The sequence below is a fragment of the Kocuria sp. CPCC 205258 genome, from assembly GCF_040981005.1.
Classification (GTDB): Bacteria; Actinomycetota; Actinomycetes; order Actinomycetales; family Micrococcaceae; genus Kocuria; species Kocuria rosea.
The window spans coordinates 1-24338 of sequence record NZ_JAVKPS010000002.1; the positions used below are offsets into that span (position 1 = coordinate 1).

Here is a 24338-nt window from a genome sequence, read left to right on the forward strand (position 1 = left end):
TACGCCACCGGCGGGGTCCTCGTCCCCTCCGAACACCACATCGGCGCCTTCCACGACTGGATCACCGACAAAATCGGCGACGTCGTCGGGACGGCGCCACGCCGGTCCTCCGGGACCGGGCCGCAGCACCTTTTCCCGGGAGGGGATCACGATGAGCACTGAGAACCCACCACCGGTTCCGTCGTCGGACGCGGAGGCCCCGCCGGCCTGTCCCGTCGACGACACGACGCACCTCCACGAGGCGGAGGCCGAGGAGACCCAGATCCTCGGCGAGCTCAAGGAGGGGGTCCGGAAACGGCGCAGCTCGCTCCGGGGAGACTTCGAGGGCCTGGACAAGGTGATCTTCGGCGTGACCGGTGCCCTGGTCGTCGCCTTCGTGGTCTGGGGCTTCGTCGCCACGGACAACCTGTCCACCGTCTCGACCACGGCACTGGGCTGGGTCCTGGAGAACACCGGGTGGATCTTCGTGCTGATGTCCTCCCTGTTCGTCGCCTACGTCCTGTGGCTGGCCCTGGGACGGTTCGGCAACATCCCGCTGGGCAAGGACGGCGAACGGCCGGAGTTCAGGACCGTCTCGTGGATCTCCATGATGTTCGCGTGCGGCATGGGCATCGGCCTGATGTTCTACGGCGTCGCCGAGCCCCTCTTCTACTACATCTCCCCGCCACCGGCCACGGTGGACGCCGGCACGGCCGAAGCCATCGAGACGGCCATGGCCACGTCGCTGTTCCACTGGACGCTGCACCCCTGGGCCATGTACGCGGTCCTCGGCATCGCCATCGCCTACGGCACCTTCCGCCTGGGCCGCAAGAACCTGCTCTCCGAGGCGTTCGTGTCCCTCTTCGGGCGGCGGGCGGTCGACGGCATCGGGGGCAAGGTCATCAACATCCTGGCCATCTTCGCCACGCTCTTCGGCTCCGCGGCCTCGCTCGGGCTGGGTGCGCTCCAGATCGGCAGCGGCCTGCAGTTCAACGGAGTCGTGGGCGAGGTGGCCACCCCGATGCTCGTGCTCATCATCGCGGTGCTCACGTTCTGCTTCGTGGCCTCGGCGGTGTCGGGCATCGAGCGCGGCATCCAGTTCCTGGCCAACACCAACATGGTGCTCGCCGTGGTCATGGCCCTCGTCGTCTTCGTCGTGGGACCCACCCTGTTCATCCTCAACCTCATCCCCAACGCGATCGGCTCCTACCTCCAGCAGCTCCCGGAGATGGCCGCCCGCACCGAGGCCTCCGGCGGCGAGGAGATGCGGGCGTGGCTGTCCAGCTGGACCATCTTCTACTGGGCGTGGTGGATCTCCTGGACGCCGTTCGTGGGCATGTTCATCGCCCGCATCAGCCGCGGCCGCACCATCCGCCAGTTCGTCACCGGTGTGCTGCTGGTCCCCTCCCTGGTGTCCCTGCTGTGGTTCGCCGTCTTCGGCGGCAGCGCCATCCACATCCAGCAGGCGGCGAACGCGACCCCCGACCCCGGCGACGGGATCGCCACGGTCGTCGACGGCGTCCCCACCATCTCCTTCGACGGCGCGATCTACGACATGTTCAACAACCTCGGCACGCCGCAGGCGCTGACCATCGGCCTGGCGGTGCTGGCCATGGTGCTCACCGCCATCTTCTTCGTCACCGGGGCCGACTCGGCGTCCATCGTGATGGGCTCGCTCAGCTCCCGGGGCAGTCTCGAGCCGTCCAAGCCCGTCGTGATCTTCTGGGGCGTGCTGATGGGCGGGGTCGCGGCCGTCATGCTCCTGGCCGGCGGGGACACTCCCGCGGAGGCGCTGAGCGGTCTGCAGCGGCTCACCATCGTCGCCGCGCTGCCGTTCGTCCTCGTGATGTTCGTCCTGTGCATCGCCCTGACCCGCGATCTGCGGGCGGACCCGATGTGGTTGCGCCAGCGTCTGTCGGACTCCGTGATGCGGCGGGCCATCCGCACGGCCGTGGACGAGTACGGGCACCAGAAGTTCACTCTGGTCACCCAGGAGAGCTCGGATCCGCCCACGTCCCAGTTCCAGGCCGTGGACGCCACAGCCGCCGGTCAGCCGATCTACGCCCGGGTGGACGGCCAGGAGAACGGCCAGGTCCGCAAGAAGAAGGGGGCGAGCCGCTCGTGAGGGCAGCCGTGCTGGGCCGGGGTGCGCCCCGGCCCAGCACGCAGGTCGCGGGGCAATCTCCCACCGGGACCGGCCCTCCTCAGGCGGACGGGCGGTCCTCCTCGGACGGAGCCGACGGAACAGACAGAGCGGACGAAGTGCTGAAATGACGACTGACTACCATGGGGTCATGTCCCCACAAGCCCCCAGACCTTCATCCACGCCCGACGTCGCACCGGAGCAGCCCAGCTCGGACGGGGTGACCCCGGGCGGTGTCCAGTCCGTCGACCGGGCCATCACCGTGCTCGAGGTCCTCGCCCGGACCGGTGGTTCCACGGTGACCGAGGTGGCCGCGGAGCTGGGGGTGCACAAGTCCACTGCCTCACGGCTGCTCGGCGCCCTGGAGTCCCGTGGTCTGGTGCACCACCCGAGCGACGGGAGCCCGTATCAGCTCGGCTTCGGCATCCTGCGGCTGGCGAACGCGATCCCCGGCCGGTTGAACGTGGTGGCCGAGGCACGCGACGAGATCCGCGAGCTGGCACGGACCCACTCCGAGACGGTCAACCTGGCGGTCCTCCGGGAGGGCCAGGCCGTCAACGTGGACCAGGAGATGGGGCCCTCCGCGCTCACCATGCACGACTGGATCGGAAGCCTGACCCCTCTGCACGCCACCGCCAGCGGCAAGGTGCTCCTCGCCGGGCTCCCCTCCGAGGACAGGGCCCGCATTCTCCGGTCCCAGGGGCTGCGCGCCCTCACCGGCCGCACGATCACCTCCCGCAAGCAGCTGGAACGGCAGCTGATCGACGTGGGCGCCCAGGGCTACGCCGTCGCGTGCGAGGAGTACGAGATCGGGCTGAACTCCATGGCCGTGCCCGTGCGGGACCACCTCGGCACGGTCGTCGCCTCGATCAGCATGTCCGGACCGGCGTTCCGGTTCACGGACCAGCACATGACCGACCTCGTCGGGGACCTCAAGGAGGCGGGCCTGCGAGTCAGCCGGCGCATGGGGTACACCCCGCTCGACGACTCCGCGTAGGAGGTTCCGTGCTGCCTCGCCCCTGGCACGGCGTGGTCCACGGCGCCCGGGGCGGTCTCTCGGGCACTCAGGCGCGGAAGGAGGCGATCATCGCCTCGACCTGCCGGTGCTGCTCCGATCCGGCGTACTCCCGGGCGGCCTCGAGCGTGGGGAAGTCGTGGACCGAGCTGAAGATGACCGTCCGGTAGGTGATGCCGTTGGGCGCGACCACCCCGGTCTCGACCAGCCCCAGGCCGTACAGGACGTGCGGCAGCATCATGGTGGGCGGAGGGGCGTCCGCGTCGGTCAGCGAGGTCACGAGCCGCACGGCGTCCGGCCAGCCGTACGCGTTGCGCAGCTCCGGCGAGGACGTCAGGTCCATGGCCACGGAGCGCACCACGAACTCCCCGCTGCTGGACAGGGGCACGCTCCCCGGGACGTCCCCGAGGTGGGCCACCGGCGGCATCGAGCAGTCGGGGCCGCACTCGGCGCCCCAGGCGATGAGGACCGACAGGTGGCCGACGGGAGCGCCGTCCGGCCCGAGCACCGTCACCGTGCCGCCGACGTCCGAGAAGTCCCCGTCCACGCTCCACGTCGCGGGCAGCTCGAAGGCGAAGGCGGCGTCCGCGGCCGTGCCGGAGTAGGTCACGAGCTCCGCGGGAGCCCCAGTCGGACTCGCCGTCGGGCTCGCGGTGGGCGTGCTGGTCGGGGCCTCCGTCGGACCGGCCGTCGGGTTCTCGGCGGTCGGCGACGGGCTCTCCGTGGCTGGTTCTGTGGCTGGTTCCGTGGCCGTCGGGGACTCGGCCGCCGTGGCGGCCGGCGACGCGCCCGGGCTCGTGCCCTCGGCGGCGGGGTCCCCTCCGGACGGGGTGCCGCAGGAGGCCAGGAGGAGCAGGGCCGCGGCGGCCGCGCCCAGCGCCCGGGTCGATCGTGACGTGGTCGGTGACATGTGGACGGCCCCCCGATCGCGGAGCACCAGCGCCCCGGGCGTGCGCCCGGCCCGGCTCCGAGGACTGCAGGCTACGCCGCCCGGTTCGCGGTCGGCAACGGCGGGCGGCGGGTGCCCGGCGATCGTTGTGGGATCGCAAATTCCTGGGCGCTGTCGGAGAGCGTGGGTACGCTCGGGGCACGGCCCGCTCCAGGGTCGCACCGGGGACAGGAGTGGGGCCATGGACCTGAACGGCGCGAGGATCCTCGTGGTGGGGGCGACCGGCGTCCTCGGACGGCGGCTGTGCGAACGGCTGAGCGAGCGCACCACCGACATCGTGGTGACGGGCCGCTCCGCCTCCGCCGCGGAGGAGCTGCGGCGCGGTCTCGGCCTGCGCGCGGCCCACGCCCTCGACCTCGTGGACCACGACGAGGCGGCGGAGGTGGTGCGCCGCGCGGCCGAGGAGCTGGGCGGGCTCGACGCCGTGGTGATCGCCACCGGGGTCGCCGCGTTCGGCCCCGCGGCCGACGAGGACGAGGCCGTCGTGGAGGAGCTGTTCGAGGTCAACGCCCTCGGCCCCATGGCCGTCATCCGGGCGGCCCTGCCCCACGTCGCGGACGGCGGCGCGATCGCGGTCCTCACCGGTGTGGTCGCGGAGCTGCCGCTGGCCGGGATGGCCGGCTACGCCGCCAGCAAGGCGGCCATGGCCTCGTGGCTGGGGTCGCTGCGGCGGGAGCTGCGCCGTCGTCGTATCGCGGTGATGGACGCCCGGCTGCCGCACATGGACACCGGGCTCGTAGACCGGGCGCTCACCGGCCTGCCGCCCCGGCTGCCGCCGGGGCACAACGTGGACGACGTCATCGCCGCGGTGGAGCGCGGCCTCGAGCGCGGCGTCCACGAGCTGCGGATCGACTGAACCGGGTGCCCGTGCCCGCCGGACCCGCCGCGGCGGTGGGGGCACCACGTCACCGGGGCATGCGGATGACGGGCTTGACCACGTCGCCGGACCCGCTGTCGGCGAGGGCCTGTTCGATCTCGTCGAGCTCGTAGAAGCGCACCAGCTCGTCGAACGGGAACCGCCCCTGCCGGTGGAGGTCGATCAGGGCGGGGATGAACTTCCCGCTGCGGCTGCCGCCGCCCAGAACCCCCACGATCCGCTTGCCCCACAGCGCGTGCATGTGGTCGAGGCTGAAGCGCGCCTGGGCGGGCGCGCCGCCGATGAGCACGAGCGTGCCCAGCATGCCCACGCAGTCCGCGGCCTGCTCCACGACGGGGACCACCCCGGTGCACTCGAAGGCGTAGTCGGCGGAGCCGCCCGTGATCCGGGCGACCTCCGCGACCACGTCCGTGTCCCGGGAGTTGATGACGTGGGTGGCCCCGTAGCGGGTGGCCAGCTCGAGCCGGGAGTCGTGCAGGTCCACGGCGACGACCGTGGTGGCGGCGGTGCAGCGGGCGGCCATGATCGCGGCCAGTCCCACGGCCCCGACGCCGAAGACCACCAGGGACGAGCCCGGCTCCGGGCGGGCCTCGTTGAGCACCGCGCCGGCGCCCGTGCCCAGCCCGCAGGCCAGGGGTCCGAGCAGCTCGAGCGGCACGTCGTCGGGCGCCTTCACGAGGGCGTCGGCGAGGACGATCGAGTGGGTCGCGAAGGACGACTGGCCGAAGAAGTGCCCGGAGACCTCCGAGCCGTCCGCCCGTGTGTAGGCCGAGGTCCCTGCGTCCTCGCCCCGGAAGCGGCGGCCCGAGACGAGAGCTTCCCCGGTCCGGGCGCAGTAGCGGGGCTGCCCGTCCAGGCAGTTGCGGCACGCTCCGCACGAGGGCCACCCGATGACGACCCGGTCGCCGGGCACGACGGCGCTGACGCCCTCGCCGACCTGCTCCACGATCCCCGCGCCCTCGTGGCCCAGGATCCCCGGCAGCGGCAGCGGCATGTCGCCCGCACGGGTGATGGCGTCGGTGTGGCAGACCCCGGTCGCGACGATCCGGACCAGCACCTCCCCGCGGCCGGGTTCGGCGAGCTCGACGTCCTCCAGCTCGAACGGGGCCCCGATCCCCTCGACGACGGCGGCGCGGATCCTCATGGTGTCCTCCTCGGCACTCCCGGTGCGGTGACGCGGCTCACGCGCCCCCTGCTCGGCAGTCTAGGGCGGGCGCGGTCTCCCGGGGAGGGCAGGCGCGACCGGACAGGACAGGCGGCCGCGGCGCACTCCTCCCGCAGGAGGAGCGACGGGTCAGCCGTGGCCCAGGTCCCGCATCTGCTCCGGGGTGAGCTGGCCCCCGTTGGCCGCCGCGGCCTCGAACGTCGGCAGGTGGATCTCCTGGGAGGCGCTGCGCAGGTTGGTGAAGACGCGGGTCAGGGGTTCGTCCCCGCGGACCTCCTCCAGCAGCCGGTCGTAGAGCACGATGTTGTCGGTCTCCCAGGCCGCCCAGGCGGTGGCGGCGGCCTCGAGATCGGTGGGCGCGGGAATCCGCCCGGTGTAGGGGTTCGGCGGGACCGTGACACCGAGCCGCTCCAGCTGGCGGGTCAGGGCGTCGACGTGCTGCTCCTCGGCGGCCTGGATGCTCGCGTACGGCTCGACGGGTCCGAACTCGTCGATGACCGCCCGGTACTGCGCCGAGGCGGCGTACTCGCCCTCGGGGGACATCAGAGCCTCCCACGCGGCCGCGGCCACGGGGTCGGCGGGGGCCGGAGGAGTCGACACCGAGGGGACCGCCCCGGCAGCGTCCGAGACGGGTGCCGTTCCGGGCTGCGTCGTCGGGCCCGTCGTGGTCGGGCTCGGCGAAGCGGGGCTCGACGTCGGGACCGTGCTGGCCCCGGTCGGCGGGGAAGCCTGCGGGCCGCAGGCACTGACGGCCGTCACGAGAAGCACAGCGGCGGCCGGGACGATCAGTCTCGGGTGCATGATCCGTTCTCGATCCTGGGAGGAGCGGCCCGGCGGGGCCGCTCGGCTCGACGGTCTGCGGTGATGCCGATCACAACATACCCCAGGGGGTATGCAGGATCAACAGGTGTGACGCCTCCGCGCCCCTCTGTGACGGCGTCCGACCGCCCTCTCCGCTCCGCGGTCCGGGGCCGGCCCCCGTCCTGCTCCCGCCCACGGCGGGGCCGTCACAGCGTCAGCCGCGGCCAGCCCTTCGTGTCCCGCAGCAGCTGCCGGTCGTGGGTGGTCAGCACCACGGCCGCGGCCGTGGCGGCGAGGGCCTCGGTGAGCTCGTCCACGAGGGCGATCGAGAGGTGGTTGGTCGGTTCGTCCAGCAGCAGCACGTGCGGCCGGGACGCCAGCACCACGGCCAGCTCGAGGCGCCGCCGCTGCCCGGCCGACAGCTCCGCCACGGGGCGTCCGCGGTCCCGCGCCGCCAGCAGCCCCAGGGACTCCAGAGGGGCCACCTCGTGCTCGGCCAGCCGGTCCGCGAGCACGAGCCGGACGAGCTCCTGCTCGTAGACCTCCTGGGCCGAGCGCGCCCCGTGCCGGACCCCGTCCTGCAGCAGGTGGCCGATCCGCGCCCCGGGGGCCGCGGTGCGCCGCCCCGCGTCGGGAGCCAACGCACCGGCGAGCACCTGCAGCAGGGTGGACTTGCCCGCCCCGTTGGGGCCTGCCACGACCAGCCGGTCCCCGGACTCCAGCACCACGTCGACGGGCCGGAGCAGCCGGCCCGTGACCGCGACGCCCTCGGCGCGCACCAGCTCGACGCCGGGCAGCGCCGGCAGCTCCGGCACCGACAGCTCCAGCGGGGGCTCGGGGACGTCCACGCGGTGCCGCTCGAGGTCCTCCTGCCGGCGGTGCACCGAGCGGACGAGCCCCGGGGCTCGGGTGGCGCGGGTGTGCTTGCCGGTGCCCTTGTCCGGGCGCCATCCGTCGACCAGGCGGGAGCGTGCGCGCTGGAGGTTCCCGGCCAGCCGGGCGTGCTCGGCCTGCTGCTCCCGGTGGTCGTGGATCCACCGCGAGCGCTCGGCGGTCCAGCCGGCGCGCCAGCCCGCCACCCCGCCCCCGTACCACCGCGGGCGGCCGTCCCGGCTGGGGTCCAGGTCCAGGACGGTGTCCACGACCTGGCCCAGCAGCCGCCGGTCGTGGCTGACCAGGACCACGCCGCCGCGGAACTCGCGCAGCGCCGCCGCCAGGTGGGCCAGCCCCGCGGCGTCGAGGTGGTTGGTGGGCTCGTCCAGCAGCAGGAGGTCGTGGACGGTGCCGAGCAGGCAGGCCAGGCGCACCCGGTAGCGCTGGCCCACCGAAAGGGTGCCGAGCACCCGGGAGCGGTCGGTCACGGCGTGCAGGGCCTGCAGGGCGAGGTCCACCCGCCGGTCGGCGTCCCAGGCGTCGAGGGCCTGGGCGACCGCCAGCGACTGTGCGTACTGCTCCGGGGCGCCCGGCCGGTCCGCGGCGAGGGCGCGGGCGGCGGCCTCGACCTGCGCCACCGCGGTGTGCTCGGCGGTGAGCTCGAGATCCAGGAGGTCCCCCACGGTGCCCTCGGGCGGCACGGGCAGCTCCTGGTCGACCACGGCGAGCGTGCCGGAGCGCCGGACGGTGCCGGCGTCCGGGAGGAGGGCGCCCGAGAGCACCTCCAGCAGCGAGGTCTTGCCGCGGCCGTTCTCCCCCACCACGCCGAGGCGGGTGGTGGGGGTGATCGTGAGGTCGAGCCCGTCCAGGACGGTGCGGGAGCCGCGGACCAGGCGGATCCCGGTGGCGGTCAGCTGGGCGTGCTCGCCCGCGGGCACGGCGGGACGGTGGACGGGAACGGCGGACATGCTTCCTCCGAGGTGCGGAGCCGCGCACGGCCGGACGGCCGGGGCTCCTGACGAGGGGACGGGTGGTCAGGACGACGGACCGCCGCGGCGGACGCGCGGCGGGATCCGGAACCCGTCAGAGGAAGAAGTGGTGGAACATAGTCGCTCCAGGATAGCCCGGGACCGCCGGCTCGGGAGAGCCAGGTCGGACCCACCCACTCCGCCGAGCCCCCACCCCCAGCTCACCCCGAGCGCCGAGTCCCCCATCGCTCGCCGGATCCCCAGAACTTTGGTGGGGACCCGGCGCACAACGTGGGGGCTCGGCGGAGTGGGTGGCTGAGAGGTGGGGACTCAGCGGGCGGGGCGGCCGGGAGAGCAGCGGGCCCCAGGTCAGGGGGCCCGGCGCTCCCGGAGGACGCCGGCCATCAGGGCCGCGACGAGCGCGAAGACCGGGACCACGAGCAGCGCCGCCCGCAGCCCCACGGCGTCGGAGAGCACCCCGACGGCCGGGGACAGGCCGAGGAAGCTGATCCGCATCAGCCAGCTGACCAGGGCCAGGCCCGTCCCGGTCCGCAGCCCGGGGATGTCGTCGGCGGCGTGGAAGGCCGCGGGCACGAGCGTGGCGCAGCCGAAGCCGGCCAGCGCGAAGCCCGCGACGGCCGGGCCCGGCGCCGGGGCGAGGACCACGAGCAGCATCCCGGCCGCGCTCAGCGCGGCGCCGGCGCGGACCACCGCGGCACGGCCCCAGCGGTCGGTCATGGGGTCGCCGAGCATCCGGCCCACGAACTGCGCCGCCATGAGCGCCACGAGCCCGAGCCCCGCGGTGGCCAGCGGGGCGCCCAGCTCGGCGTTCAGGTACACGGCCGACCAGTTCTGCCCGGCGTCCTCGACCATCACCCCGGCCATCGCGATCACGGCCACGGGCAGGAGGCTGACGACGACGATGCGCCCCGCCGACCGCCGCCCCGTCCCGGCGGGCCCGGAGCCGGGGTCCGGCCGGGAGCCGGTGGTGCCGGGGCCCGTCGTCGTCGTGCCGTCCGGCGGCGGGTCGTCCGAGCGGACCGTGCGCAGCTCCTGCCCCTCGGCCGGGCTCAGCGCGGCGCGCAGCGCCACGAGGGCGACCGCGCTCCACACGAGCCCGCTCGCCGGCAGGTGCCACCCCAGGGGCACGCCGAGGGCGAGCGCCGCGGCGCCCATGAGCCCGCCGACCACGGCGCCCAGGCTCCACAGGGCGTGCAGGGAGTTGATGATCGAGCGGCCGCGGGCGCGCTGGACCTCCATCCCCTGGGCGTTCTGGGCGGTGTCCACGTGGGCGTCCAGGGCGCCGCCCAGGAACATCGCCGCGAGGAACACCCCCGCGCCCAGCCCCGTGCCGGCGCCCAGGCCCGCCCCGGCCCCGGCGGCCGCGAGGCACACGGAGAGCAGGACGGTGCCCAGGGCCGCCACCCGGCCGGAGCCGAAGCGGCGGATCGCCCGGGCGGGGAGGGCGCCCACGAGGATCGCCCCGAGCGGGAACGCCACGACCAGCAGGCCGTAGAGGGTGTTGGAGAGCCCGAACGCGTCCTTGACCTCCGGCAGGCGCGGCAGCAGGTTGGCGTAGAGGGCGCCGTTGGTGAGGAAGAACGCGGACACCGCGATCCGGGCGCGCCGGACCCGGGCGGGGTCGAGGGCGGTGGTCTGGACGGTCACGTCCACGACTCTAAGGGCTGGGTTCCCCCGCCTCCGCCCCCGCCCCGCTGGAGTCAGGGGGCGACGGACCGTCCAGGGCGTCGCCGAGGCGGTCCCGGAACCCGCGCACGGCCTCGGCCACCTCGTCCGAGCACAGCAGCCGCCACGGCACGTCCGCCGGGATCCAGGGCAGCGCCATCAGCAGCTCCGGGACCGAGCCGCCGGTGACGGTCCAGTCGACGGTGCCCCCGGGCCCCTGCACCGCCGTGGCCGCCCACGGCCCGAAGTGCTCCCGGACCCGGTCCAGGCCCACGGTCATCCGCACCGTCAGCTCGTGCCGCACGCCGGCCGCGCCGTGGGCGGCCAGCACGAACTCGGCGGCGTCCGCGGCGGGCAGCTCCCGCGGCGCGACGCGCACGGCGGTGCCCGCCAGCCTCCGCAGCCGGTCGATGCGGAACGTGCGCCAGTCGGCGCGGTCGGCGTCCCAGGCCACGAGGTACCACCACCGGTCCCGCGGGACCAGGGAGTGCGGCTCGACCAGGCGGGCGCTCTCCCGTCCCTGCCGGTCGACGTAGCGGAAGCGCACCCGCTCGTGGTCGCGGCAGGCCAGGGCGAGCTGGGCGAGGACCTCGGTGGCCACGTGCGCGTCCGTGCGGGCCGCCGGGACGGTGTGCGCCTGCAGCGCGGCGACCCGGCGGCGCAGGTGCCGCGGCAGCACCTGCTGGACCTTGGCCAGGGCGCTCAGCGAGGTCTGCTCGCCGTCGCCGACGCCGTGCACCGCGGCGGTGCGCAGCCCCACGGCGATGGCCACGGCCTCGTCGTCGTCGAGCAGCAGCGGCGGGATGCTGGTGCCGCCGGCGAGCTGGTACCCGCCCGCCGTGCCGGGGCGGGCCGTGACCTCGTAGCCGAGCTCGCGCAGCCGGTCGATGTCCCGGCGCAGCGTCCGCTCGGAGACCGTCAGCCGCTCGGCGAGCTCGGGCCCGGACCAGTAGCGGTGGGTCTGCAGCAGGGACAGCAGCCGGAGCACCCGCGACGTCGGATCGGACATGTCCCGCAATCTACGCCCCCCTGCGGACAGCTGGTGGCCTGAATGCGCTCTACCGTGGACCCATGAGCACCCCACCCATCATCAGCGCCCGCGGGCTGAGCAAGAGCTTCCGCGGGCCCGGCGGCCGGACCGTCGAGGCGGTGGCCGACCTGACCATGGACGTGGCGCCCGGCACGCTGACCGCGTTCCTCGGGCCCAACGGCGCGGGCAAGTCGACCTCGCTGCGCATGCTCACCACGCTGCTGCGGCCCACCGGCGGCACCGCCACCGTGTGCGGGTTCGACGTCGCCCGCCAGCCGGCCGAGGTGCGCGCCCGCATCGGCTACATCGGGCAGAAGAACGGGGCCGGGCAGTACCAGCGGGTCCGCGACGAGCTGCTCAGCCAGGGCGCCCTGTACGGGCTGAGCCGGGCGGAGACGCGGCGCCGCGTGGACGAGCTCGTGGAGGCCCTCGGCCTCGGCGACCTCGTCCGCCGGCCCACGATGAAGCTCTCCGGCGGCCAGCGCCGCCGCGTGGACATCGCCCTGGGACTGATCCCCGGCCCCCAGCTGCTCTTCCTCGACGAGCCCACGACCGGGCTGGACCCCCAGTCCCGCGCGCACCTGTGGGAGCACATCCTCGAGCTGCGCCGCCGCTACGGGACCACGCTGTTCCTCACCACCCACTACCTCGACGAGGCCGACCAGTTCGCCGAGCGGGTCATGGTCGTGGACCGGGGACGGATCATCGCCGACGACACCGCGTCCCGGCTCAAGACGGACCTGGCCGGCGACCGGATCGCCCTCACCCTCGACGCCGACCCGCCCGCCGCCGCGGCGGCCGTCCGGCGCGCGGCCGCCGCGGCGGGGGCCGGCGGCGCCGAGCCGGAGGCGGTCCCCGCCGGGGAGGGCACCCGCGTGGTCGTCGCGGTCGAGCACGGCGAGCGCGTGCTGCCCGCCCTGCTGCGCGAGCTCGACCGGGCCGACCACACCGTGCGGACCGCCGAGCTGACCCGCCCGACCCTCGACGACGTCTTCCTCCGGCTCACCGGCCGGAGCCTGCGCGAGGAGCGGGCCGACGCGTCCGAGACCGACCCGGCCGCCGAGGCCACGAGCGTGGGAGCACCCCGATGACCGCCGTTCCGACCACCCGCGAGTCCCCCGGCGGCACCGACCGGGCCCGCCCGGCCGGGATCATGCACGACTCCGTCAGCGTCTTCGTCCGCGAGCTCCGGCCCGTGGTCCGGGACCCCTTCAGCCTGGTGTTCTCGCTCATGCAGCCGCTGATGTTCCTGGCCTTCTTCGGCCCGCTCCTGGGCGGGATGACCGGGCTGCCCCTCGACCAGGCGTTCCAGTGGTTCGTGCCGGGCATCGTGGTGATGATCGCGCTGTTCGGCACTGCGATGACCGGCTCGAACCTGCTGTTCGAGATCCAGTCCGGGGCGCACGAGCGGATGCTCGTGGCGCCGGTGACCCGCTCCGCGCTCATGGTGGGGCGCGCGTGCAAGGAGATGGTGCCGCTGGTCCTGCAGGCGCTGGTGCTCTCCGGGGTGGCCGCGTTCTTCGGCTTCCGCCCGTCCCTGCCCGGCATGGTGGTGGGCCTGGCGATCCTCGCGGTCTTCGGGGTGGGGCTCGGGGCGCTGAGCTACGCCCTCGCCATCGTCTCCCGGAACCGGGACTGGATGTTCTGGACCGTGCAGCAGGGTCTGCTGTTCCCGCTCATGCTGCTCTCCGGGATGCTCCTGCCGCTCGAGGCCGGCCCGGGGTGGATGCAGGTGCTCTCGCGGTTCAACCCGCTCACCTACATGGTCGACGCCGAGCGGGCCCTGTTCAACGGCCAGTTCGGTGATCCGGCCGTGGCCGCCGGGGCCCTCGCGGCGGTCGTGCTGGCCGCGCTGGGGCTGACCGTGGGGATCCGGGCGATGCGCAACAGCATCTGAGGGGCCCACCGGGAAGGTCGCAGGGAGGGTCGCCGCGGAGGTCGCCCGGTGCCGCTCAGAGCCACCGCTTCCACTTGAACACCCCGTAGAGGGCCACCCCCATGCCCAGCATGGCCAGCAGCGCGAGCGGGTAGCCCAGCGGCCACGCGAGCTCGGGCATGTGCTCGAAGTTCATCCCGTACACCGTGCCCACGAGGGTCGGGGCGAAGAGGATCGCGGCCCAGGAGGAGATCCGCTTGACCTCCTCGCTCTGCGCGAGGGCCGACTCGGTGAGCCGCTGCATCTCGTCGTTCTGCCGCTGCCCCACCAGGGTCGCGTGCACCGTGAGGGCGTTCTGCAGGAGCACCCGGAACGCGTCCGCGCGCTCGGCCACCCGGATGGCGTGGTCCTGCACGTCCCGCAGCCGCTGCTGCAGCTCGAGGTCGAGCCCGTACTTCTCCGCCCCGTGCTGCAGGGCCTCCAGCATGGCCACCAGCGGGTGGACGGCGCGCTGGAACTCGATGACCTCCCGGGAGAGCTCGTAGACGCGGCGGGAGACGTCCCGGTCCGCGCCGAAGATCTCGTCCTCGATCTCGTCGATGTCGTTCTCGAGCCCCGCGACCACGGGGGCGTAGCCGTCGACCACCTCGTCGAGGATCCCGTACAGCACCGCCTGCGGGCCCGTGCCCAGCAGCTCCGGCGCGGCCTCCAGCCGGCGCCGGACCGCGGCCAAGTCGGGGGACTCGGCGTGGCGGACCGTGACCACGAAGTCGCGGCCCACGAACACGTGCAGCTCCCCGAACTCGACCTTCTCCACGTCGTCCAGGTAGCGGGCCGGGCGCAGCACCACGAAGAGGGTGTCCCCGAAGCGCTCCAGCTTGGCGCGCTGGTGGCCCTTCAGGGCGTCCTCCACCGCGAGGTCGTGCAGCCGGAACTCCGCGGCCACGGACTGCACCTCGGCCGGCTCGGGGCGGTAGAGACCGATCCAGGCCATCCCGCCGCGCCCGCGCAGCGCCGCGTAGGTCTCGTCGAGGTCCTCCGGGGTCGACGTGCGCCGGCCCTCCACGTACACCACGTTGTCCACCAGCGTCATCGCGTGCCACCTCCCGTTCTGCCCGTCGCCCGTCCCGCCCCATCATGACAGGACCCGTCCCCCGCGCCGGACCGGTGGGTCCGGCGCAGGGGCCGGGCGGGCGGTCAGCCCTTCACGGCGCCGCCGGTGAGCCCGGAGACGATGAAGCGCTGGAGGAACAGGAACATCGCGACGACCGGGATGGCCGCCAGGATCGCCCCGGCGGTGAACACGCCCCAGTTCTCCCCGAACTGCACGGCGACGAACTGGTAGAGCCCCACGGCCAGCGTGTACTGGCCCGGGTCCTGGAGCACGATCTGGGCCAGCAGGAAGTCCGAGAAGGACGTGATGAAGGACAGCATCCCGACCACCACGAGGATCGGGGTGACCAGCGGCAGGATCATCGTCCAGTAGATCTGGGCGTGCGAGGCGCCGTCGATGCTCGCGGCCTCGTCGAGGTCCTTGGGGATGGTGTTGAAGAAGCCGTACATCAGGAACGTGTTGGCCCCCAGTGCCCCGCCCAGGTACACGGCCACCAGTCCGAGCCGGGAGTTCAGCCCCATGAACGGGTAGACCTCGGAGATCGCGAAGAGCAGCAGGAAGATCGCCACGAAGGCCAGCAGCTGCGGGAACATCTGGATCACGAGCAGGGCCAGCAGCCCGCCCTTGCGGGAGCGGAAGCGGAACCGCGAGAAGGCGTAGGCGGCGGCCGCGCCCATGAGCACGGTGCCCACGGCCGTGGTGACCGAGACGAACAGCGAGTTCCCGAACCAGGTGAGGTACGGGTTCTGCGGGTCGTTGAGCAGGTTCGTGTAGTTGGCGCCCGTCACGTCCGAGAACAGCTGGTTGGACCCCAGGAGGGACCCGGAGGCCGAGAGGGACGCCGAGAGGGCGTAGACCAGCGGGAAGAGGGCGAAGGCGCACGCCGCGAGCGCGGCGAGGTGCTTCCACCCGCCGCGAGCGGAGCGGCGGCGCCTGCGGGGCCGGGGAGCCCCCGGCGCGGCGCCGGGGGGCCGCAGCGTGTCCGTCGGCTGGAGGGTGTTCGAGGTTCCGGCGGACGGCGCGGCCGCGGCGGCGGCCCAGGGGGCGCGGTCCGTGCCGTCGGGGCCGGGGCGGTCGCCCGGGGTGGGTGCGGTGGGAGTGGACATGTCAGCTGATCTCCTCGAGAGCCTTGCTGCGGCGGAACGTCAGCGCGGAGATGACGGCCACCATGATGAAGATGAGGATGGACAGGGCGGAGGCCAGACCGTAGTCGTTGTTCCCGCCGGCGAACGCGATCTTGTAGACGAACGAGATGAGGATGTCCGTGGCACCCACCCCGGTGGTGGACTCCAGGTCCTGGGGGCCCCCGCCGGTGAGCAGGTAGATCACGTTGAAGTTGTTGAAGTTCATCGCGAAGGACGCGATGAGCATCGGCCCCACCGCGACCAGCAGCATCGGCAGGGTGATCGCCCGGAACTGGCGCACCGGCCCCGCGCCGTCCATCTCGGCCGACTCGTAGAGCTCTCCCGGGATGGACTGGAGGGCGCCGGTGGTCACGAGGAACATGTACGGGAAGCCGAGCCAGAGGTTCACCAGCACCACGGAGAGCTTGGCCATCCAGGCGTTGTCGAGCCAGGGGACCGCCGTGCCGCCCAGCAGGACCTCGTTGATGAAGCCGAAGTCCGTGTTGAGCAGGCCCGCCCAGATGAGGATGGACAGGAAGGCCGGGAACGCGTACGGCAGGAAGATGATGGCGCGGTAGACGTTCCGGAACCTCAGCTTCTCGTCGTTGAACAGGATGGCCAGCAGCAGGCCGAGGAAGAACGTCAGCACCACCGAGAGGATCGCGAAGGCGAAGGTCCACAGGGTCACGGAGACGAACGGGCCGCCGAGGACCTCCGGGTCGAAGATCGCCCCGAAGTTGTCCAGGCCCACGAAGACCCTCCAGCCCGGTCGCAGGGCCTCGCCGTCGGGACCCACGAACGCGCCCTCGCCGTTGTTCGCGTACACGGTGCCGTCGTCGGCGACCATGGCGTCGGCCGCCTCGTCGTGCACGAGCGTGGGCTGGTAGGCGTAGGCGGTGCGGCCGTCGTCGGTGCGCAGCACGCCTTCGGCCTCCTGCTCGCCCACGGGCACCCGCAGGTCCGCCAGCTCGCCGGCGGCCGCCACGACGCCCCCGTAGTCGAGGACCTCGTAGCCGGGCGCCTCGGCCACCCGGCCGTCGGCGACGGTCGCTCCGTCCAGCGGGGCCAGCGGCTGGTCCGCCGCTCCCACGAGCACCTGGCCGTCGCGCACCGTGGCCAGGGCCAGTCCGTCCTCGCCCTCGAGCACCGTGACGGGGTACGCGTCGGTGCCCTCGATCCGCTGCTCGTAGGTGGTGGTGAGCTGGGTGATGGCCGCGTCCTTGGACGCGTTGTGGCCGTCGCCGTAGTTCGTGAACGCCGTGGCGGCCGTGTAGATCAGCACGAAGATCTGGAAGACGAGGAGGAAGATGAGGCCGGGGAAGAGGTACTTGGCGGGCAGGATCCTCCGGGTGGGCAGGAAGTAGACGAGGTCGGCGACGACGAGGGCCGCCACGAGGAACACCAGGATTCCCCAGCTGCCCGCCGCCCAGGACGCCAGGATGCCGTAGAGGCCGAAGGCGTTGATGAGGGCCATCAGGATCAGCTTGACCACGAAGCCCAGGCCGAATCCCCGGGAGTGCGACCGGCGGAGGTCGAGGGGCTCGCCGAGTCCGTTGCCGCCTGGCGTCTGCACGGGGGCGGCGGTCCCACCCGGTGCGGTGGTGCTCGTGCTCATGAGATCTGTCCTTCGATGTTGTCGATCATGCGGTCCCACAGCTCCACGGGGTCCCCGCGGCCGTCCACGACGGCGTTCTCCGTGGTGCCCCAGAAGCTCCACACCGCTCCCATCTCGGGGATGGCCGGCATGGGCAGGCCCGTCTCGGCGATCTGGGCGTAGGCGGAGCGCAGGGGGTCGCCCTGCATGCGGTCCACCGCCACCGTGCTGGCCGGCGGCCGGCCCGTGCTCTCGTACAGGGCGGACTGGGTCTCGGGGCGGGTCAGGTAGTTGGCGGCGAAGTCCTGGGCCGCCATCGGGTTCTGTGCGTTGGCGTTGACGAAGAACGCCTGGACGCCCACGAACGGGCGGGCCTCCTCGTTCCCGGCCGGCGGCACGGGCAGGACGCTCACGTCCATGCCGGCGGCCTCGATGTCCTCCAGCTCCCACGGCCCGCCCAGGTGGAAGGCGGACTGGCCGTTGAGGAAGGACTCCTTGGCGATGTCCGGGGTCATGGAGGTGCGCAGGTCCCCGGAGGCTCCGAGCTCCTGCAGGTAGCGGGCGAACCGGTGCCCCTCCTCGCCGCCCATGGTGAGGTCGCTCGTGTACTCGCCCTCCTCGGTGCGCTCGAACACCTCCGCTCCGAACGAGGTCTGCAGGGCGTACAGGTGGTACGGGTCGCCGGTCTCCGGGGACTGGCTGACCGTGAACGGGTACTCGATGTCGCGTTCGTCCATGATCCGGCGCCCCTCGGCCCGCAGCTCGTCGAAGGTCGCCGGGTCCTCGGTGGTGAGCTCGTTGTTGCGCAGCAGGGCCACGTTCTCGATCGCGAACGGCACGCCGTAACTCACGCCGTTGTAGACCACGGCCTCCCGGGCGTTCTCGGTGAAGTCTGCCGCCCGCTCCCCCATCTCCACGGGGGCGACGACGCCGTTGGCGGCGAGCTGGCCGAGGTTGTCGTGCGGCGAGACGAGGATGTCCGGGGCCTGCCCCGTGGGGGACTGCGAGATGAAGTTGGAGAGCGTCTGCGCGTTGACCTCGCGCTGGACGAACTCCACCTCCACCCCGGTGTCGGCGGTGAAGTCCTCGGCGACCTCCTGCAGCACCGGGATCTCGCCGGTGCCGGCCTGGATCTTGATGCTGCCCGGTCCGCCGGCCAGGCCGGCGACCCCGGCCGTGGGCGCCGACGAGCACCCGGCGAGCAGGAGCACGGCACCGACGGCGCAGGCCGCCCGGTGGATGTGTTTCATGGTGGGGTTCCTCGATGTCTTCCGTGGTCGCGCGGTCGCGACGACCGTCGGTCTGCGGGGGTGGTGCGGGTCGGTCGGGCTGCTGCTGCCGGGGGGCTTCACCCCAGGAGGTGAGCTGGCTCACTACTGTAAGCGCTACCACTAAGCCTGTCCACACCCGATGCAGCAACAACTTTGTCAGGGCGTTCAGTGTGATAGCGCTTCCAGTCCGGGGTGATCCGCCCTACGATGGACCGCATGTCCACGACCTACGGTGCGCTGCAGTCCCTGCGCCTCACACCCGTCCACGACCGCGACCAGGAGCCGAAGTGGTGGCGTTCCTCGGTGATCTACCAGGTGTATCCCCGCTCGTTCCGGGACCTCGACGGGGACGGTGTCGGCGACCTCGCCGGCATCACCGCCGAGCTGGGACAGCTGGCGGAGCTGGACATCGACGCGATCTGGCTCTCCCCCTTCTATCCCTCTCCGCAGCTCGACGGCGGCTACGACGTGAGCGACTACTGCGACGTCGACCCCGCCTTCGGCACCCTCGCGGACTTCGACGCGCTGGTCTCGGCCGCGGACGCCCTGTCCGTCAGGGTGATCATCGACCTCGTGCCCAACCACTGCTCGCAGGAGCACCTCCTGTTCCGGCAGGCCCTCGCGGCGGGTCCCGGCGCCCCGGAGCGCGATCTGTTCGTCTTCCGGGACGGCCGCGGCGCGTCCGGGCAGCTGCCCCCCAACAACTGGCAGTCCCACTTCGGGGGCCCGGCCTGGACCCGGGTGACCGAGTCCGACGGGCAGCCCGGCCAGTGGTACCTGCACCTGTTCGACTCGTCGCAGCCCGACTTCAACTGGGACAACGAGCTGGTCCGCCAGGAGTTCGAGCGGGTGCTGCGCTTCTGGCTCGACCGCGGCGTCGCCGGCTTCCGGGTGGACGTGGCGCACGCGCTCATCAAGGCGGAGGGCCTCCCGGACTGGGACGGGCGGGCCGACGGGGGGAGCACCCCGGGCTACCCGTTCACCGACGCCCCGATGTTCGGGCAGCCGCAGATCCACGACATCTACCGGCGCTGGCGCGAGGTGCTCGCGGAGTACGACGGCGAGCGGATCCTCTGCGCCGAGGCGAGCGTGGACCCGCTGGACCGCCTGGCCGACTGGGTGCGCCCCGACCAGATGCACCAGACGTTCAACTTCTCCTACCTGGCGGCGCCGTGGGACGCCGCGGAGCTGCGCCGGATCATCACCTCCTCCCTCGAGGCGTTCGACGCGGTCGGGGCCCCCACCACTTGGGTGCTGTCCAACCACGACGTCGTGCGGCACCCGACCCGCCTGGCGCTGACCGCGGACTCCCCGCGCCCGGGCGACGGCCGCGGGCCCGAGGACGAGCAGCCGGACCACGTGCTGGGCACGCGGCGGGCACGTGCCGCGTCCCTGCTCATGCTCGGCCTGCCGGGCGGCGTGTACCTGTACCAGGGGGAGGAGCTGGGCCTGCCGGACCACACGACCCTCCCCCACGACGTCCGCCAGGACCCGACCTACCACCGGACCGGCGGGAGCCGGCTCGGCCGTGACGGCTGCCGGGTGCCGCTGCCCTGGACCAGCACCGGGGCGTCCCTGGGCTACAGCGCCACGGGCGAGGCCTGGCTCCCGCAGCCCTCGGACTGGGCGGAGCTCTCGCGCGAGGCGCAGCGCCACGACCCGGGGTCCACGCTGTCCCTCTACCGCTCCGCGCTGGCGCTGCGGCGCGAGCACGGGCTCGGCTCGGGCTCGCTCGCGTGGGCGGAGGACCTCACAGGCCCGGGCTGTCTCGGGCTCGTCAACAACGGCGTCCTGGTGCTGCTGAACACGGGCTCCGCCCCGGTCGAGCTGCCGGAACTGCCGGTCCTGCTCCGCAGCGGGTCCCCGGCTTCCGCGCCGCATATCCTGGACCCGGAGGAGTGCGCATGGCTGCAGACGGAGGACCCCGGGACGACCGGACGATGAACCCACCCCGGCTCCAGGACGTCGCCGCGCGGGCGGGCGTGTCCACCGCGACCGTCTCCCGCGCGCTCAGCGGCAAGGGGCACGTCTCGCCCCGCGCCCGGGCCCGGGTCCGCGAGGCGGCGCAGGAGCTGGGCTTCGTCGTGTCCTACCACGCCTCGAGCCTGGCGAGCGGCCGGAGCCGCAACATCGGGGTGGTCCTCCCCCACGTCGACCGGTGGTACTTCTCCACCGTCCTCGAAGGAGTGGCCGGCGCGCTCATGGAGGCCGGGTACGACCTGACCCTCTACAACTTCGAGGGGGACCGCTACCGGGAGACCGTCCTCACCGACTTCCTGCTGCGCAAGCGGCTGGACGCGGCCGTGGCGGTGTCCCTGCACCTGGACCCGGCGGAGACCGAGCAGCTGTTCTCCGCCGGCATCCCCCTCGTCGGGGTCGGGGGCCCCCTGGTGGGGGCGCCCACCATCAGCATCGACGACCTCGACGTCGGGCGCCGCGCGACGCAGCACCTCATCGGGCTGGGCCACCGGCGGATCGCGCACCTCGGCGGGGCCGAGGAGGGCAGGCGCTACTTCCCCATGTCCAGCGACCGCAGGGACGGCTGGGAGCAGGCGATGGCGGACGCCGGGCTGGCCGTGGAACCCGCGTGGTCGCTCATCGCGGACTACACGTTCACCGACGCGTACCAGCAGGCCAAGAACCTCCTGGCGGACCCCGCCGACCGCCCGACCGCCATCTTCGCCTCGTCCGACGAGATGGCGGCCGGGACGATCCTGGCGGCGCGGGACCTCGGGCTCACCGTGCCCGGGGACCTGTCCGTCATCGGCGTCGACGCCCACCCCATCGGGGAGGCCTTTGGCCTGACGACCCTGGACCAGCACGCCCGGCAGCAGGGCACCCGCGCTGTGGAGCGGCTCCTCGAGCACCTCGCCGGAGGGAGCCGCGAACCGTCGAACGAGCTCTTCCCGGCCCACTTCGTCGCCCGCTCCTCCACCGGCCCGGCCCCGGCCTCCGACCGCCCCTGACCCGGCGGTCGGCGCGGAGGGAGCGCAGGACGGGCCGGTCAGGCCACCGTGAAGGTCCGCTCGTGCCACCCGGAGGCGCCGTCCGGGGCGGGCGGGGCCTGCTCGGCGGTCTGGACGGTCCCGTCCCGGTCCACGGCCCGCACCCGCGCGGTGTGCCGGCCGCCCGGGAGGTCGGTGCGCAGGACCCACTGCCGCCAGGTGTCGTCAGTGCCCACGGAGCCCAGCTCGGCGTCCTGCCACGGCCCCTCGTCCACGCTGACCTGCACGGCGGCGATCCCGGTGTGCTGGGCCCAGGCCGTGCCGGCGAGGACCGCGGGCCCGGCCTCCGTGCGCCCGCCCTCGGCCGGCACCTCGATGCGGGAGGACATCTTGATCGGTCCCCGGGCCGTCCAGCCGCGCGAGGTCCAGTACGCCTCCGCCCGGTCGAAGCGGGTGACCTCGAGGTCCACGACCCACTTGGTCGCCGAGACGTAGCCGTAGAGCCCCGGCACGACCATCCGCACGGGGTACCCGTGCTCGAACGGCAGCGGCTCCCCGTTCATGGTCACCGCGAGCAGGGAGTCCCGGCCGGGGTCGGTCAGGGCCTCGAGCGGGGTGCTCGCCGTGAACCCGTCCTCGGAGGTCGAGAGCACCATGTCCGCCTCGGCGGAGGGCCCGGCCTCGGCGAGCAGGTCCCGGATCGGCACGCCGGTCCACACCGCGTTGCCCACGAGGTCGCCGCCCACGGGGTTGGACACGCACGCCAGCGTCACGATCCGCTCGAGGAGCGGCCGGGCCGTGAGGTCGTCGAAGCGCAGCGTCAGCTCGCGCTCCACCATGCCGTGGATGCGCAGCTCCCACGCGTCCACGTCGATGCGCGGCACGGACAGGGCCGTGTCGATGCGGTAGAAGTCGTCGGCGGGCGTGAGCCAGGGCTCCACGTCCGCCACGCCGAGGTCGGCCCCGGCGGGGACCGGATCCCGCACGGCCGGGGCGGGGATCCGCAGCAGGTCCCGGGCGGCGGGGACCCGGGCCGCGGCCGCGGACGCCCAGCGTCCCGCGACACCGGCGGCGGCGCCCAGCACGGCGGCGGCCGCGGAGACCCGGACGAAGCCGCGGCGGTCGAGGGCGGCCCCGGACCGGACGGACGGGGCGGTGCGGCGGGTGAGCACCGTCAGGAAGAGCGCCCCTGCCCCCGTGCCGACGACGACGGGGACCGTGTCCGCCACGGTCGGCCCCGCCCGCGTCAGCACGGCCAGCAGCCCGAGGAGCCCCAGCACGCCGAGGAGCACCGTGCCCATCGGCGGGGTGGCGCGCTGGGCCGCCCCGATGCCCGTGCCGACCGCCACGAGCCCGGCGGCCATGACGAGCAGCAGCACGAGCTTGTCCGCGGTGCCGAACAGGGCGATCGCCGCGTCCTTGACCGGGGCCGGGACCGCGTCCACGATCACCCCGCCCACCGCCGTGAGGGGCGCGCCGACCGGCCCGGTCACCCAGGCGAGCAGCTCGGCCAGGCCCACGGCGAGAGCGGTCGCGGCGACGCCCGCGAGGATCCAGGGGCCGAGGTCGGCGGGGGCCCGTCGTCGTCGCCCGGTGTCCGGACGGTCCGCGGTGGAGGTCATGCGCGTCAGCGTGTCACCTGGCCCTGAGATCAGCCTGGGCGAGCGCGTCCCCGAACCGCTCGAGCGCCTCCTGGCCCACGACGTCCCCCGGCAGGAGGGGGACCTGCAGCAGCGGGACGCCCGGGAGGGCGCCGCGCAGGGTGGCGACGTGCACCTCCTCCAGCGCGCGGCGCTCGGCGAGGAAGTCCCCGGCGTCCGCCGGGGAGCGCTTGTTGATCACGAGCGCCCCCACGTGCACGCCGGCGCGGACCAGCTGCTCGTGCAGCTCCGCGGTCTCGAGGACGGGCAGCCGTTCGGCCGCGAGGACGATCACGAAGCTGCAGCGCTCGGCGTCCACCAGCACCTCGCGCAGGGCCTCGAAGCGCTCGCGGCGGCGCAGCAGGATCCGCCGGATCTCGAGGTCCCGCTCCTCGCGGGGGTCCCGGGGCCGGCCGGTGCCCACGATGCTCTCGCTCGCGGCGTCCCGGTCCTCGAGGCCGCGCAGGGCGGCCCCGAACTTCTCCGCCCTCCCGCGGCGCCGCAGCAGCCCCTCGGTCCAGGCGGACATGATCTCGGGCAGGGCCATGAGTCGGGCGGTGTGCCCGGAGGGCGCGGTGTCGAAGACGATGAGGTCGTAGTCGTCCAGGCCCGTGTCCACGAGCTCCGCGATCCGCTCGAGCACCGCCGACTCGTGGGTGCCGGGCGAGTCCCGGGCGAGCTCCATGTGCTTGTCGACCTCGGCGGCGAGGTGCTCGGGCATCAGCCGGCGGATGGTGGCGCCCACGGCGGCGAGGTGGGCGTCGGTCGTGGCGACCGGGTCCACCTCGATGCCGTCGAGGGCGCCGCCGCCGAGGTCGCGGGTCAGCGGGGTGATCCGGTCCCCCACCGGGCGCTCCCACAGGTGCCCGAGGTTGTGGGCGGGGTCGGTCGAGACGACGAGCACCCGGCGGCCGGCGCGGGCCTGGGCGAGGGCGGTGGCGGAGGCGACGGCGGTCTTGCCGACGCCGCCCTTGCCGCCCACGAACAGGACCCGGCGGGCGGCGGCGAGCTCTAGCAGCATGAGATGTGCTCCAGGGGCGAGCGCTCCATGCCCATCCGCCGGTGCCAGTCGTGGAACCGGTCGTAGACCACGGGCAGCAGCTCCACGGTGTAGTAGCTGGCGGGGTTGGGCACGCCCAGGGCCTCGGAGAGGACCAGCATCATGAACAGGTCCTCCTCGTCGCGCTGGGCGCGCGCGAAGGTGCGCCGGTAGGGCGCCACGTAGAACTCGTGCAGGCCCGCACCGAGGCGGGCCTGCACGGAGCGCAGCCGGTCGAGGGCCCTCACC

Annotated in this window: 20 protein-coding genes; 7 read left to right on the forward strand and 13 right to left on the reverse strand. The window is 73.6% G+C overall.

From position 1 onward, the window contains the following. Positions 1 to 151 precede the first annotated feature (151 nt). Both RF644_RS03235 and RF644_RS03240 read left to right on the forward strand, forming a co-directional pair. Positions 152 to 2104 (forward strand): BCCT family transporter, encoded by a 1953-nt coding sequence (locus RF644_RS03235; protein WP_368795369.1) that lies wholly within the window; start codon positions 152 to 154, stop codon positions 2102 to 2104. Positions 2105 to 2273: 169 nt separating this feature from the next. Continuing rightward, positions 2274 to 3119, forward strand: coding sequence for an IclR family transcriptional regulator (locus tag RF644_RS03240; protein WP_368795370.1), 846 nt, complete (start codon positions 2274 to 2276; stop codon positions 3117 to 3119). A 67-nt stretch (positions 3120 to 3186) separates the two neighbouring features. Here the strand turns inward: RF644_RS03240 and RF644_RS03245 are convergent, their stop codons facing one another. Beyond that, positions 3187 to 4047 (reverse strand): hypothetical protein, encoded by an 861-nt coding sequence (locus RF644_RS03245; protein WP_368795371.1) that lies wholly within the window; start codon positions 4045 to 4047, stop codon positions 3187 to 3189. A gap of 220 nt (positions 4048 to 4267) precedes the next feature. On the opposite strand from RF644_RS03245, the gene RF644_RS03250 reads away from it, so the two are divergent. Beyond that, the gene (locus RF644_RS03250; protein WP_017833553.1) at positions 4268 to 4942 is read left to right on the forward strand and encodes an SDR family oxidoreductase; all 675 of its coding nucleotides are present in this window, start codon (positions 4268 to 4270) and stop codon (positions 4940 to 4942) included. A 49-nt stretch (positions 4943 to 4991) separates the two neighbouring features. Here RF644_RS03250 and RF644_RS03255 read toward each other — a convergent pair whose 3' ends face one another. The 5 genes from RF644_RS03255 to RF644_RS03275 form a co-directional block, all read right to left on the reverse strand. Then, positions 4992 to 6107, reverse strand: a complete 1116-nt coding sequence (locus tag RF644_RS03255; protein ID WP_368795372.1) for an NAD(P)-dependent alcohol dehydrogenase — start codon at positions 6105 to 6107, stop codon at positions 4992 to 4994. Between the two features lie 150 nt (positions 6108 to 6257). After that, positions 6258 to 6728 (reverse strand): hypothetical protein, encoded by a 471-nt coding sequence (locus RF644_RS03260; protein WP_368795373.1) that lies wholly within the window; start codon positions 6726 to 6728, stop codon positions 6258 to 6260. 407 nt (positions 6729 to 7135) lie between these two features. Beyond that, positions 7136 to 8770, reverse strand: a complete 1635-nt coding sequence (locus RF644_RS03265) for an ATP-binding cassette domain-containing protein (RefSeq protein WP_368795374.1) — start codon at positions 8768 to 8770, stop codon at positions 7136 to 7138. A 369-nt stretch (positions 8771 to 9139) separates the two neighbouring features. Then, positions 9140 to 10438, reverse strand: coding sequence for an MFS transporter (locus RF644_RS03270; protein WP_368795375.1), 1299 nt, complete (start codon positions 10436 to 10438; stop codon positions 9140 to 9142). Positions 10439 to 10448: 10 nt separating this feature from the next. Continuing rightward, positions 10449 to 11465, reverse strand: coding sequence for a helix-turn-helix transcriptional regulator (locus RF644_RS03275; RefSeq protein ID WP_368795376.1), 1017 nt, complete (start codon positions 11463 to 11465; stop codon positions 10449 to 10451). Positions 11466 to 11527: 62 nt separating this feature from the next. Here RF644_RS03275 and RF644_RS03280 point away from each other — a divergent pair, with 62 nt between their 5' ends. Both RF644_RS03280 and RF644_RS03285 read left to right on the forward strand, forming a co-directional pair. Continuing rightward, positions 11528 to 12577 carry an ATP-binding cassette domain-containing protein gene (locus RF644_RS03280; RefSeq protein ID WP_368795377.1) on the forward strand — a complete coding sequence of 350 codons (1050 nt, stop codon included), beginning with the start codon at positions 11528 to 11530 and terminating at the stop codon, positions 12575 to 12577. Continuing rightward, positions 12574 to 13383, forward strand: coding sequence for an ABC transporter permease (locus RF644_RS03285; protein WP_368795378.1), 810 nt, complete (start codon positions 12574 to 12576; stop codon positions 13381 to 13383). Before RF644_RS03280 ends, RF644_RS03285 begins: the two co-directional genes overlap by 4 nt. 55 nt (positions 13384 to 13438) lie before the next feature. Here RF644_RS03285 and RF644_RS03290 read toward each other — a convergent pair whose 3' ends face one another. From RF644_RS03290 to RF644_RS03305, 4 genes are all read right to left on the reverse strand, one after another. Then, positions 13439 to 14455 carry a magnesium and cobalt transport protein CorA gene (locus tag RF644_RS03290; RefSeq protein WP_368795379.1) on the reverse strand — a complete coding sequence of 339 codons (1017 nt, stop codon included), beginning with the start codon at positions 14453 to 14455 and terminating at the stop codon, positions 13439 to 13441. A gap of 104 nt (positions 14456 to 14559) precedes the next feature. After that, a complete protein-coding gene (locus RF644_RS03295; RefSeq protein ID WP_368795380.1) occupies positions 14560 to 15582 on the reverse strand; it encodes a sugar ABC transporter permease in 1023 nt (340 codons plus the stop codon). Between the two features lies 1 nt (position 15583). Then, positions 15584 to 17215 carry an ABC transporter permease subunit gene (locus tag RF644_RS03300; protein ID WP_368795381.1) on the reverse strand — a complete coding sequence of 544 codons (1632 nt, stop codon included), beginning with the start codon at positions 17213 to 17215 and terminating at the stop codon, positions 15584 to 15586. After that, positions 17212 to 18444: an extracellular solute-binding protein gene (locus tag RF644_RS03305; protein WP_368795382.1), complete on the reverse strand. Its 1233-nt coding sequence runs from the start codon at positions 18442 to 18444 to the stop codon at positions 17212 to 17214. The genes RF644_RS03300 and RF644_RS03305 overlap by 4 nt, the downstream gene beginning before the upstream one ends. Positions 18445 to 18681: 237 nt before the next feature. Between RF644_RS03305 and RF644_RS03310 the strand changes: the two genes are divergently transcribed. Then, positions 18682 to 20409, forward strand: a complete 1728-nt coding sequence (locus RF644_RS03310; protein WP_368795383.1) for a glycoside hydrolase family 13 protein — start codon at positions 18682 to 18684, stop codon at positions 20407 to 20409. Continuing rightward, positions 20370 to 21431, forward strand: a complete 1062-nt coding sequence (locus RF644_RS03315) for a LacI family DNA-binding transcriptional regulator (RefSeq protein ID WP_368795384.1) — start codon at positions 20370 to 20372, stop codon at positions 21429 to 21431. Before RF644_RS03310 ends, RF644_RS03315 begins: the two co-directional genes overlap by 40 nt. A gap of 38 nt (positions 21432 to 21469) precedes the next feature. Here the strand turns inward: RF644_RS03315 and RF644_RS03320 are convergent, their stop codons facing one another. Genes RF644_RS03320 through RF644_RS03330 form a run of 3 tightly spaced genes read right to left on the reverse strand, consistent with a single transcriptional unit; the run spans position 21470 to position 24337 of the window. Continuing rightward, complete coding sequence (locus RF644_RS03320) at positions 21470 to 23032, reverse strand: molybdopterin-dependent oxidoreductase (RefSeq protein ID WP_368795385.1); 1563 nt, start codon at positions 23030 to 23032, stop codon at positions 21470 to 21472. A 13-nt stretch (positions 23033 to 23045) separates the two neighbouring features. Then, positions 23046 to 24071 carry an ArsA family ATPase gene (locus tag RF644_RS03325; RefSeq protein WP_368795386.1) on the reverse strand — a complete coding sequence of 342 codons (1026 nt, stop codon included), beginning with the start codon at positions 24069 to 24071 and terminating at the stop codon, positions 23046 to 23048. Further along, positions 24062 to 24337 (reverse strand): cory-CC-star protein, encoded by a 276-nt coding sequence (locus RF644_RS03330; RefSeq protein ID WP_052132674.1) that lies wholly within the window; start codon positions 24335 to 24337, stop codon positions 24062 to 24064. Before RF644_RS03330 ends, RF644_RS03325 begins: the two co-directional genes overlap by 10 nt. Position 24338 lies beyond the last annotated feature (1 nt).